Annotated in this window: 10 protein-coding genes; 9 read left to right on the top strand and 1 reads right to left on the bottom strand. The window is 39.5% G+C overall.

All coding sequences use genetic code 11. The features are described from left to right. Positions 1–79 precede the first annotated feature (79 nt). The 9 genes from J7R07_RS00325 to truB all read left to right on the top strand — a co-directional run bounded on the left by J7R07_RS00325 (position 80) and on the right by truB (position 9,706). A complete protein-coding gene (locus J7R07_RS00325) occupies positions 80–493 on the top strand; it encodes a helix-turn-helix domain-containing protein (RefSeq protein ID WP_208434972.1) in 414 nt (137 codons plus the stop codon). A 127-nt stretch (positions 494–620) separates the two neighbouring features. Then, entirely contained in the window at positions 621–1,889 is a 1,269-nt protein-coding gene (metK, locus tag J7R07_RS00320; RefSeq protein WP_208434971.1) for a methionine adenosyltransferase, read from the top strand. Continuing rightward, positions 1,886–2,587, top strand: coding sequence for a tRNA (guanine(46)-N(7))-methyltransferase TrmB (locus J7R07_RS00315; RefSeq protein WP_208434970.1), 702 nt, complete (start codon positions 1,886–1,888; stop codon positions 2,585–2,587). The genes metK and J7R07_RS00315 overlap by 4 nt, the downstream gene beginning before the upstream one ends. Before the next feature lie 152 nt (positions 2,588–2,739). Further along, on the top strand, positions 2,740–3,345 hold the full coding sequence (gene rimP / locus J7R07_RS00310) for a ribosome maturation factor RimP (protein ID WP_208434969.1): 606 nt from the start codon (positions 2,740–2,742) through the stop codon (positions 3,343–3,345). A gap of 67 nt (positions 3,346–3,412) precedes the next feature. Next, a complete protein-coding gene (gene nusA / locus J7R07_RS00305) occupies positions 3,413–5,044 on the top strand; it encodes a transcription termination factor NusA (protein ID WP_208434968.1) in 1,632 nt (543 codons plus the stop codon). Further along, positions 5,045–5,680: an RNA-binding protein gene (locus tag J7R07_RS00300; protein ID WP_208434967.1), complete on the top strand. Its 636-nt coding sequence runs from the start codon at positions 5,045–5,047 to the stop codon at positions 5,678–5,680. Beyond that, a complete protein-coding gene (gene infB / locus J7R07_RS00295) occupies positions 5,677–8,199 on the top strand; it encodes a translation initiation factor IF-2 (RefSeq protein ID WP_208434966.1) in 2,523 nt (840 codons plus the stop codon). Before J7R07_RS00300 ends, infB begins: the two co-directional genes overlap by 4 nt. Positions 8,200–8,328: 129 nt before the next feature. Continuing rightward, entirely contained in the window at positions 8,329–8,742 is a 414-nt protein-coding gene (gene rbfA, locus J7R07_RS00290; protein WP_208434965.1) for a 30S ribosome-binding factor RbfA, read from the top strand. A 4-nt stretch (positions 8,743–8,746) separates the two neighbouring features. After that, positions 8,747–9,706 carry a tRNA pseudouridine(55) synthase TruB gene (gene truB / locus J7R07_RS00285; protein ID WP_208434964.1) on the top strand — a complete coding sequence of 320 codons (960 nt, stop codon included), beginning with the start codon at positions 8,747–8,749 and terminating at the stop codon, positions 9,704–9,706. Between the two features lie 468 nt (positions 9,707–10,174). On the opposite strand, the gene J7R07_RS00280 is transcribed toward truB, so the two are convergent. Next, the gene (locus J7R07_RS00280) at positions 10,175–11,803 is read right to left on the bottom strand and encodes an MFS transporter (protein WP_208434963.1); all 1,629 of its coding nucleotides are present in this window, start codon (positions 11,801–11,803) and stop codon (positions 10,175–10,177) included. Positions 11,804–12,083 lie beyond the last annotated feature (280 nt).

Here is a 12,083-nt window from a genome sequence, read left to right as displayed (position 1 = left end):
TGAATTATATGATAAACCAACCCTCATATCAATCTGATGTTGGTTTAAGAGTAGAGTGCTGGAAATAAAGAGTTGCATTATGACCGAGACTAGAAAAAAACCTGATCCTATAGATATCTATGTTGGAACCCGTATTCGTTTACGTCGTAACATTTTAGGACTTACCCAAGAAAAATTGGGTGAAAAGCTAGGTATCACTTTCCAACAAATTCAAAAATATGAAAAAGGTACAAATCGTATTGGTGCGAGTCGTCTTCAAGCAATTGCAGAGATTATGGATGTTCCTGTTTCTTATTTTTTTGACAAAGGCATTAATACACAGCAAATAGAAGGTTTTGCTGAAAGCGACAGTGATTTTATGGATTTTTGCTCTAGTAATGAGGGGATCCAGCTGATGCGTGCTTTTACGAATATATCTGATGCTAAAGTACGTCGAAAAATCATTGACTTAGCAAAAGCACTTTCTGAAGAAGATATGACAACCAAGCTATAAATAAAAATTACATTTTTTCTTTCACTCATCTTATAAATCAGCATTGACGATTTGCTGCAGGATTGGCAAAGAGGGATAGCTTTAATAGACAATTAATAAGTATTCGTGTTTTTTTGAAGGAGTTCCTATGCCGCATAAAGATTATCTTTTTACTAGTGAGTCGGTATCGGAGGGTCATCCTGACAAAATTTGTGATCGTATTTCTGATGAAATCGTTGATATGATTTATAAAGAAGCTCAAAAAACCGGTATGGATCCATGGCTCGTAAGAATCGCTTGTGAAACTCTCGTCAGTGTAAATCGTGTTGTTATTGCTGGTGAGGTACGTGTTCCCGATACGCTCTTAAAAAGAGATAAAAATAGAGATTTTATTTACGATGAAACTGGTGCTCCACTTATTAATCCTACGCGTTTTCGTGCAGTAGCACGACGTGCTATTCGTGCAATTGGTTATGAACAAGTAGGCTTCCACTGGAAAACTGTCAAAATTGATGTTCTTTTACGCCCTCAATCAACGGATATTGCACGGGGGGTTGATAACGCTAAGGATCGACATGGTGAAGAAGGAGCGGGTGATCAGGGCATCATGTTCGGATATGCTTGCCGCGAAACACCAGATTTCATGCCTGCACCAATTTATTATGCGCATAAAATTCTTAAACTTCTTGCGGTGGCGCGCCATAAAGGAGAAGGAGAAGCTGGAAAATTGGGACCAGATGCCAAAAGCCAAATAACAATACGATATAAAAATGGAAAGCCTATAGAGGTAACGTCCATTGTTCTTTCAACACAACATTTAGATGAAAGTTGGGACTCTAATAAAGTACGAACAGTAGTTGAACCTTATATTCGTCAAGCGCTACATGATATTCCCATTTCTGCTCAATGCAGTTGGTATATTAATCCCACAGGAAAATTTGTCATTGGTGGCCCTCAAAGCGATGCCGGACTGACTGGACGCAAAATTATTGTTGATACTTATGGAGGTGCAGCTCCTCATGGTGGAGGTGCTTTTTCAGGCAAAGATACGACAAAAGTTGATCGTTCTGCAGCTTATGCTGCACGCTATCTCGCTAAAAATATTGTTGCAGCTGGTTTAGCGGAAAGATGCACTATTCAACTCTCCTATGCAATTGGCATTGCACAACCCTTATCCATTTATCTTAATCTCCATGGAACAGGAAAAGTGGATGAAAAAATTCTTGAAGTAGCTATACGCAAAATAATGGACCTTTCGCCAACTGGTATTCGAAAACACCTTGGTCTCAATAAACCTATTTATACAAAAACAGCTGCCTATGGTCATTTTGGACGCACACCAAAGCGTGATGGTTCGTTCTCATGGGAAAAAACTGACCTTATTAAAACACTTCAAACAATGATTAAAGTGCCATGATTGACTATAATACACGTAGATGTGAAGCTTTTTTTGGTCGCCGACAAGGAAAACGACTGCGAAACAATCAGCTCGCGCGTATAAAAATGCTTCTTCCAACTTTTAACATTGATTTAAATACCCCCGCCCCCTCAGATTTAACAACCTTATTTCCCAGTAAAATAAGAGAAGTTCGGCTTGAAATTGGTTTTGGTGGGGGTGAACATCTGCTTTATGAAATGGAATATTTTCCAAAAACTGGTTTTATTGGTATCGAACCCTTTATTAATGGCATGGCAAAAATGCTGATGTCTCTTGAACAACATAAACAGTATCAAAATCAACTTCGCCTTTACGATGATGATGCAACACACCTCCTTGATTGGCTCCCAAGTGCATCACTTGATGGAATAGACCTTTTTTACCCTGATCCATGGCCTAAAAAGAAACATTGGAAACGACGCTTTATCAACATAAAAAATCTTAACCGTTTTGCGCGCATTCTTAAAACAGGGAAAAAATTCCGCTTTACCAGCGATATAGACAATTATGTAAACTGGACGCTCTACCATTGTACACAGCATAATAGCTTTGAATGGGAAGCAGAAAGCTCCAAGGATTGGAAAAAACCTTATTCGCTATGGGTAAGTACCCGCTATGAAGCAAAAGCTCTACGCGAAGGACGAACACCTACCTATCTTACCTTTATCAAGAAATAAGTGATACAACGCTCTTCTTATAAACAACTTGAAAATTTTTGAATTTGAGAGTATCAATAAATAAATTCTTAGTCTTATGATGAGGAGTGGGCTGTTTGGGCTCGCTCCTTTTTGATGTCATAAAACTTATGAAAATGATTTGGATAGAATATATGAACGAAACTGAAAAAATAAGCGATCTTGATGAAGTACGTCTGTTTGAAGAAGATGGTATTGAAGCACGCATTGCTGTTCTTATTATACCATTGCTCAAACCTTTAGGTTTTCGTTTAGTGCGCGTAAAACTTCTTGGTTTAAATGGTTTAACGCTTCAGATTATGGTTGAACGCGCTGATGGCTCTATGACCGTAGAAGATTGCGAAACTGTTAGTCGAACTATTTCTCCCCTTCTTGATGTGCAAAATATTATTGAACGCAAATATCATTTAGAAATTTCATCCCCTGGAATTGACCGTCCACTGGTAAGAAAATCTGACTTTTTTCATTGGCAAGGACATATTGCAAAAATTGAAACCAGAATAACAATTGATGGGCGCAGAAAATTTCGTGGAACACTTACCAATATCACACAGGATGGATTTACTTTAAACACTGATAAAGCTGCTTCTGGAGAAGCGATGTATACCTCTATTTCCTTTTGTGATATCATAAATGCGCATTTGGTACTGACCGATGAGCTTATTCGCGACGCATTGAAAAAAACTAAAGATTTAAGTCAACAATTCATTCCCGAAGATAACTTTAACGTCTCAAAATAGACGTCAAATTACAAGAATTAATATCGCTGGAAATGCTCGTTGTGTGGCACAAAGAAGGAGAAAATTGATGGCTACAAGCGCTAACAGGCTTGAAATTCTGCAAATTGCAGATGCTGTTGCACGTGAAAAGTCAATTGACCGTGAAATTGTTATTTCTGCGATGGCTGATGCTATTCAGAAAGCGGCGCGTTCTCGTTATGGTCAAGAAACTAATATCCGTGCTGAAATCAATTCGAAAACAGGTGAAATTAAATTGCAACGCCTGCTTAAAATTGTTGACGTCGTTGAAGATTATACAAGCGAAATTGCTTTGTCTGATGCACTCAAATATCAAGTAGACGCAAAAATTGGTGATTTTTTTGCTGATCTTTTACCACCTATGGACTTTGGACGTATCGCAGCGCAATCTGCTAAACAGGTTATTGTACAAAAGGTACGTGATGCAGAACGTGACCAACAATATGAAGAATTTAAAAATAAAATCGGTGAAATTATTTCTGGCACAGTAAAACGTGTAGAATATGGTAATGTTATTGTTGATTTAGGACGTGGTGAAGCTATCGTGCGTCGTGATGAATTAATTCCACGTGAATCCTTCCGCTATGGAGATCGTATTCGTGCCTTTGTCAATGATGTACACCGTGAATCGCGTGGTCCACAAATTTTCCTTTCACGTACACATCCTCAATTTATGGTAAAACTTTTTACTATGGAAGTACCAGAAATTTACGATGGCATTATAGAAATTAAATCCGTCGCCCGTGATCCAGGCTCACGTGCTAAAATTGCTGTTGTCTCGCGCGATGGTTCCATTGATCCTGTTGGGGCGTGTGTTGGAATGCGAGGAAGCCGCGTGCAGGCTGTTGTCGCGGAATTACAAGGCGAAAAAATTGATATTATTCCTTGGTCCCCTGATGCTGCGACATTTATCGTCAATGCACTGCAACCCGCTGAAGTTTCTAAAGTTGTACTCGATGAGGATGCAGAACGTATTGAAGTTATTGTGCCTGATGATCAACTCAGCCTTGCTATTGGTCGGCGTGGACAAAATGTCCGTTTAGCCTCACAATTAACAGGATGGAATATTGATATCTTAACGGAACAGGAAGAATCTGAAAACCGTCAGAAAGAATTTACTGAACGCAGTAAACTATTTATGGAATCCTTAGATGTTGATGAAATGATCGGGCAAGTTATGGCATCAGAAGGCTTTTCTTCTATTGAGGAAATTGCCTATATTGATCTCGAAGAAATTGCTTCTATTGATGGTTTTGATCATGAAACTGCTACTGAGATCCAAAGTCGTGCACGCGAATATCTCGAACATAAAGAAAAAGAACTTGATGAAAAACGTAAGAAACTTGGTGTTTCTGATGAATTGCGAACACTTCCTGGCATGACAAGTGCTATGTTGGTTGCTGTTGGTGAAGATGGTGTAAAAACAATGGAAGACTTTGCAGGTTATGCAGTCGATGATTTGGCAGGATGGAGGGAGCGTAAAGAAGGACAAACACAGAATTTTCCTGGTGTTCTAACTCCATTTGAGATCACACGCGCTGATGCAGAAGCGATGGTTTTAGCAGCACGTGTGCAAGCCGGCTGGATAAATCAAGCTGATCTTGTTACAGAAAATTCTGTAGAAAATGAAAACTCTGCAAAAGGTGAAAAAATAGATAATCTGAATGTGGATACCCTTTAAATGAATGAACGGACCTGCATTGTGACAAGAAAAAATGCTTCAGCAAAAACGCTGATCCGTTTTGTTATTGGTCCCAATAATCAAATTGTTCCTGATCTTAAAGCCAATTTGCCTGGCCGTGGTGTTTGGATTTCTGCTTATCATTCTGCTATTGAAGCAGCAATTAAACAGAACGCTTTTCAAAAAAGTTTTAAAACAGATGTTGAGGTTGCACCAAATCTTGCGCATATTGTTGATGCACTTTTGCTAAAAACTGCCCTTTCAAGCCTTTCTATAGCACGCAAAGCAGGTGCTATTGTTACGGGGGCAACAAAGGTTGATGCTGCTATCCGCTCTGGTCAAGTTATCCTCGTACTTCATGCCAAAGAAACGACAGAAGATGGAAAGCGAAAAATTGCACAAGCCATCCATAAAATACAACAACAAAAAAATAGGAACATAAAAACCATATCTTTATTTACAAGTGATGAAATGCGGGTGGCTTTTGGCGCTAATCCTGTCATGCACGCAGCCTTATTAGACACTAAGGCGGCTGAAGGATTCCTCAAAACGATACATAAACTGCTCGCCTATCGTGATGACAAGCACAGCAAGCCTGGTGAGATGACGGCTCAAGCCGTGAAGGAAGTACAATGAGTGAAAATGATAACGACAAAATAACAGCCAAAAGGACATTAACCTTAAAGCGGTCAATCCTGGAAACAAGCACGGTCAAACAAAATTTTAGCCATGGCCGTACAAAGGCTGTGGTTGTCGAAACCAAACGACGCAAAATTACGCGACCTGATGAAAAAGTTGAAATACAACAGCCAATTACCAAACCGCATGTGGCCCCCCAACGTTCTAAACCACGATTTGAAGAAGCAAATCAGAGTAAGCCTGTCGCTAAAAGCAACCTTTCTTCGGCTGAAATGGAAGCAAGGCTTCGTGCATTAGAAGAGGCACATATCCAAGAAAAAATTACGCGTGAACAAGCCGAAGAGGAAGAAAAGCAGGCAAAAGAACGTGAAGAAATTTTGTGGCAGCCGATTCAAGAGATAGAAATACAGCAAGAAGAGGAAATTCTACCGGTAGAGACTCCACTTCTGAGCTCTACTCCCCCCATTATAGAACCGATAGATATTCCTATCACGCCTAAAAATACAACTGTGATTGAAAAACGCAAAATAGATGAAAATAAAGACGATGATCGACATAGCCGACGCGCTAACCTCGCAAAATCAGAAATGCGCGCACCAAAAGTTGTAAAAGGTGCTGATGAACGGCGTCGTGGAAAAATAACCCTCAATAGTGCTTTGGACGAGGAAGGTACTCCGCGCGGGCGCTCAATGGCTGCAATGCGCCGCAGGCAAGAGAAATTTAAACGTGCACAAAACCAAGAGCCAAGAGAAAAAATTTCTCGCGAAGTTATTCTTCCTGAAACCATTACAATTCAAGAACTCGCGCAGCGTATGACAGAACGCTCCGTTGATGTGATTAAGTTTCTGATGAAACAAGGCCAAATGATGAAACCCGGCGATATTATCGATGCAGATGTTGCTGAACTCATTGCCGTTGAATTTGGTCATACTGTTAAACGTGTTTTAGAATCTGACGTAGAAGAAGGCATTTTTAATATAGCGGATAGTCCTCAAAAAATGCAGACACGCCCACCTGTTGTAACGATTATGGGCCATGTTGACCATGGAAAAACTTCTCTTCTTGATGCCATTCGAAAAGCGAATGTCGTTTCTGGTGAAGCCGGTGGTATTACACAACATATTGGTGCTTATCAAGTAGAGCAAAATGGTCAAAAGATTACCTTTATTGACACACCTGGACATGCTGCTTTCACAGCTATGCGTGCTCGTGGTGCTCGTGTTACGGATATTGCCGTTTTGGTCGTGGCCGCTGATGATAGTGTCATGCCACAAACGGTTGAATCAATTAATCATGCCAAAGCTGCTGGTGTACCAATTATTGTTGCGATCAATAAAATTGATAAACCATCTGCTAATGCGCAAAAAGTGCGTACAGAGCTCTTACAACATGAAGTGTTTGTTGAAACCATGGGTGGGGAAACCTTGGAAGTTGAAGTCTCTGCTAAAACCGGTCAAAATCTCGATAAACTTCTTGAAGCTATTCTCCTTCAAGCTGAAATTCTTGATCTAAAAGCTGATCCCCAGCGAACGGCAGAAGGTGTTGTTATTGAAGCAAAACTGGATCGAGGACGTGGATCTGTTGCAACAGTTCTTGTTCAAAAAGGTACACTGCATCCTTCTGATATTATTGTTGCTGGCAATGAATGGGGACGCGTGCGCGCTTTGATTGACGACCACGGTCGTCATATCAAAGAAGCAATTCCTTCCACACCTATTGAGATTTTAGGTATGCAAGGAACACCACAAGCAGGTGATCGTTTTGCTGTTGTCACGCATGAAGCGAAAGCACGTGAAATTGCTGAATACCGTCAACGATTAGCGCGTGATAAAGCTGTTGCCCGACAAACCGGTTCTCGCGGTTCTCTTGAACAGATGATGAGCAAATTACAAACAACTGGTGTTAAAGAATTTCCTCTTATCATTAAAGGAGATGTACAGGGATCAATTGAAGCAATCACTTCAGCATTAGAAAAGCTAGGAAATGAAGAAGTGCGTGCACGTATTGTGCATTCTGGTGCTGGAGGTATCACTGAAAGTGATATTTCTCTTGCTGAAGCTTCAAACTCTGCCGTCATTGGCTTTAATGTCCGTGCCAATAAACAAGCGCGTGATTGTGCTAAAACACAAGGAATTGAAATTCGTTATTATAATATTATCTATGATCTTGTTAACGATATCAAAGCTGCCATGTCAGGACTCCTCTCACCAGAACAGCGTGAGACTTTCCTCGGTAATGCTGAAATTTTAGAAGTCTTTAACATTACAAAAACCGGAAAAGTTGCTGGTTGTCGCGTTATAGAAGGTAAAATAGAACGGGGAGCTGGTGTTCGCCTTATCCGCGATAATATTGTTATTCACGAAGGAAAACTTAAAACACTCAAGCGCTTTAAGGATGAGATCAATGAAGTACAAAGTGGTCAAGAATGTGGAATGGCATTCGAAAACTATGAAGACATACGTCCAGGAGACATCATTGAAACTTTCCGTATAGAACATATTAATCGCACATTATAAACTAATCTAATGGCTTTATTCTGTTGGGAAATGAGAAGAGTCTTTGGATTTCTGTGCAATACCTTTGTTCTTTATTTTATCTTTCAAGATGATCAAAAGAAGAGGGATTGTAATAAGGATGAAACTTTGATGAAAAATGCAGGGCCATCACAACGGCAACTAAGAGTAGGAGAACAGGTACGTCACGCAGTAGCGCATACACTGCAGCATGGTATTTTACTCGATGAAGTCTTGAAAAATATGGTGATTTCTGTCTCTGAAGTACGCATGTCACCAGATTTAAAAATTGCTACTTGCTTTGTTTCTCCTCTCAGTACTGTTAAGAACACGTCTCATGTTGATGTTGATGTCGTTGATATCCTCAATAAATATAGCCGTTTTATCCGTGGAGAAATTAGTCATACGTTGCGACAAATGAAATATATGCCTGAACTGCGTTTTCGGCTTGATAGTAGTTTTGATAATTTTTCAAAAATTGATGCCTTGCTCCGTTCACCTGAGGTAGCACGTGATCTTCATCATAATGATGAAGTTGAGGATTAAAAATATGGCGCGGCAACGTAAAAAAAAAGGCCGTTCTGTTTCTGGCTGGGTAATATTTGATAAACCAAAAGGAATGAGATCAACAGAGGCGGTCTCACAAATTAAATGGCTTTTTCATGCACAAAAAGCAGGACATGCAGGGACGCTTGATCCTCTTGCTTCTGGTCTCCTGCCAATTGCATTGGGCGAAGCAACCAAAACTGTTCCCTATGTTATGCAAGGCTCGAAAACCTACCGTTTTCACATTGTTTGGGGAGAAGAGCGCTTAACAGACGATCTAGAGGGTGAAATAACAAAAACATCTCTCAAACGTCCAACACAAGAAGAAATACGTGCCCTTCTTCCAAAATATACAGGTGTTATCTTCCAAACACCTCCACAATTTTCGGCAATTAAAATTGCCGGTAATCGGGCTTATGATCTAGCGCGTGAAGGAGAAGTCATTGAAATTCCACCCCGTGAAGTGGAAATAGAAACTTTCAAGTTAATAGAAACTCCTACCAAAGAGCACTCTGTCTTTGAAATAACTTGCGGAAAAGGAACTTATGTGCGTTCTTTAGCGCGCGATATGGGACGTGACCTTGGTTGTTATGGGCATATTGCTGATTTAAGACGTCTCGCAGTATCTCCTTTTTGTGAAGATGATCTCATCACGTGGGACACGCTCAAAAAGGTAGGGCTGGATAAAAATATCACAAATGAAAATGATACTCCTCCCAAAAGAAATTTTTCAGCACTTGATACATTTTTAATTGAAACAGGTGCTGCGCTGGATTGTCTCCCTCATTATACCCTTAGTGAAACGCAAGCAAAGCGAGTCATGATGGGTAATTCCGTACCTTTGTGTAATCACAATGGACCTCTTGATGAAGATGAGGTTTGTGTTATCTACCAAGACAAACTGCTTGCTATAGGTATTCTTGAAAAAATCTTATTCAAGCCAAAGCGGATATTTATAATTTAATTTTCGTTCTTTTTCACAATCATCGTTTAGAAAAAAAGATTTTCTCATCTTAATAAAAAGAAAGAGATTCTTTTCATTGCTCTCGCGTTATCTTTTTACGGTCGTTCATATCAGAACTTACATCAGCGCTGCGTTCATAAGCTAATCTTAACTTGCACCATAAAGCACAAGAATCTTGCTTTGTCGTTCTCAATCATTTCTTTAATCATTACCGGATACACATGTATATACGATTATGTTAAGAAGATTTTCTAGAATAAAAACAAGTTTCAACTTAAAAAAAATTGTAATGCTTATAACTTCCAACTTTTTGCTTAGTAGAAAATTTTTTCTCAACTTATTAAGAGCATAAGCGCTTATCGAAACATCTAAACTTCTGCTGCTCTGTGCCTGCCAATAAACTTATCCATAAAACAGCATTGTACATATTGAATAGTTTATAAGAAAACTGTTTTGGTCTTTTTACCCTCAAGGTAATTGGTCTGCAGAGGGTTTTAAATGCATCTCTCTGGCATGCGGTATTGTTTGTCGCTCAATCATACGGTGGACTCTTATACCATTTTGCATACGATTTAAGTGACGCAAAAGCTTATTTACCTCTGCATCTGCTTTTGTACGACGGTGATTATGGCGCAAATAATCTACCCATGTTGGCATATGATACGCTTCTGTCCAATATTCAGGTCTTTCAAGATCACGCAAAAGAACCCATTGACGCGCACCATCACGTAAGCGAATATGGCGACGACGCGTCATTACTTTTAGAAACTCTTCAAGATCACTTTCATGAATTTGATAATCAATCATTATCATGATCGGACCACTTTGTGCTTTTAGATCGAGTAAAAGCTCTGGTTCTCTGAAATGGTCAAGCGGATCTAAGTCCATCTGAGGAATTTCCTGAATTTTAAACCTTACCCCCGCTAAGGCTCCAAAAACTAAAAATAGAGCACAAATATTCAAAGCAACTGTTGGAGAATAACCATCAGCCAAAATGCCCCAAAGTGCACTTCCAATAGCCATCCCACCATAAGATGCTGTTTGATAAAGTGCTAAAGCACGTGCAACAACCCAGCGTGGTGTAGAAAGCTGTACAGATGTATTAAACAGCGATAACGCTAAAACCCAACATAAGCCCGCAGGAAATAAAGCAATATGGCTTACAATGAGTGAACGACTCATTGCTAAAAAAAAGCAAGAAAAGGCAAAACCAAGAAATGCACTTGCAATAATTGTTTCTAAACGAAAATAATGCCGTACAAATGAATTAATAATACCAGCTGTCATGGCTCCTAAACCAAAACAACCAAGTAATGTACCATAAAGAAATGCACTCCCCCCAAGAACCTTATGCGCAACAATTGGCAAAAGTGCTAAAATCGAAATTGCTCCAATACCAAAAAGAAACGCCCTTACCATAATACTAAGAAGATTAGGCGACATTGCAACATAACGCAAACCATCTGAGACAGCTCCTAAAAGCCTTTCCCGCGGTAAAATGTTATTTTCATAGTTCGGTTTCCAAAAAAATAAAGCACCAATTAAAGGAATATAACTTATCGCATTAAACAAAAAAGCTGCAGCTGCATCTAACGTTGCAATGATAGCACCCCCAATAGCAGGGCCTACACTACGCATTAAATTAAAACCTACACTGTTCAAACTAACAGCAGCAGGAATATTGTCCCTACTCACAATGTCTCCGATTGTTGCCTGCCAGGAAGGATTATAAAAAGCCGTTCCACAACCAATCAAAAACGTAAAGCATAATAAAAGTGACGGTGTTAGAAAACCCATAGAGGACAAAATAGCCAAGCTCATGGATATAACCATCATCATGATCTGCGCACACAACATAATTTGGCGACGATTAAAATTATCAGCTAAAGCCCCTGCCATCAAAGAAAACATAACAAGTGGTAATGTTGTAGCACTTTGGACAAGTCCAACCATAGAATGCGAAGAACTAATCAACGCCATTAACCACCCTACGCCTACAACCTGTATAAATCCCCCTAAATTAGAAATGAGCGTTGTCAACCATAAATTCCGAAATACCGAATTACGAAAAAGTTCGAACGTTGAAATACTCTGCATCTTTTGCCTCCAAATCGGTATTTATCGATTTTGTTATCATACACACACTCTTTAAAGCAGTAATCTTTGTCTCAAAAGGATTCATAATTCCTTAAAAACTCCTCATAAAACCCTGTTAAAATCAATATTTCAAAATAAAATCCTTTATTTAAGGAAGATCTTTAAGCTTGCTTTTAAGGACTAGTATTTTAACCTCCTTTCCTATATAAGTGCTATGGTAGATGAGAGTTTTTCACTCTCCTTGCTTTCTCACAGACCCTTGCTGGACGACATCTCGGCT

It is taken from the genome of Bartonella phoceensis, from assembly GCF_902825145.1.
GTDB lineage: Bacteria > Pseudomonadota > Alphaproteobacteria > Rhizobiales > Rhizobiaceae > Bartonella > Bartonella phoceensis.
The sequence above is the reverse complement of the archived record's forward strand: the minus strand, read 5'-3'. Positions and strand labels throughout refer to the sequence as shown.

Coding starts and splice junctions, on each gene's coding strand:
- J7R07_RS00280 (WP_208434963.1), bottom strand. CDS start 11,803: ATGCAGAGTATTTCAACGTTCGAACTTTTTCGTAATTCGGTATTTCGG.
- truB (WP_208434964.1), top strand. CDS start 8,747: ATGGCGCGGCAACGTAAAAAAAAAGGCCGTTCTGTTTCTGGCTGGGTA.
- J7R07_RS00300 (WP_208434967.1), top strand. CDS start 5,045: ATGAATGAACGGACCTGCATTGTGACAAGAAAAAATGCTTCAGCAAAA.
- rimP (WP_208434969.1), top strand. CDS start 2,740: ATGAACGAAACTGAAAAAATAAGCGATCTTGATGAAGTACGTCTGTTT.
- metK (WP_208434971.1), top strand. CDS start 621: ATGCCGCATAAAGATTATCTTTTTACTAGTGAGTCGGTATCGGAGGGT.
- nusA (WP_208434968.1), top strand. CDS start 3,413: ATGGCTACAAGCGCTAACAGGCTTGAAATTCTGCAAATTGCAGATGCT.
- J7R07_RS00325 (WP_208434972.1), top strand. CDS start 80: ATGACCGAGACTAGAAAAAAACCTGATCCTATAGATATCTATGTTGGA.
- infB (WP_208434966.1), top strand. CDS start 5,677: ATGAGTGAAAATGATAACGACAAAATAACAGCCAAAAGGACATTAACC.
- rbfA (WP_208434965.1), top strand. CDS start 8,329: ATGAAAAATGCAGGGCCATCACAACGGCAACTAAGAGTAGGAGAACAG.
- J7R07_RS00315 (WP_208434970.1), top strand. CDS start 1,886: ATGATTGACTATAATACACGTAGATGTGAAGCTTTTTTTGGTCGCCGA.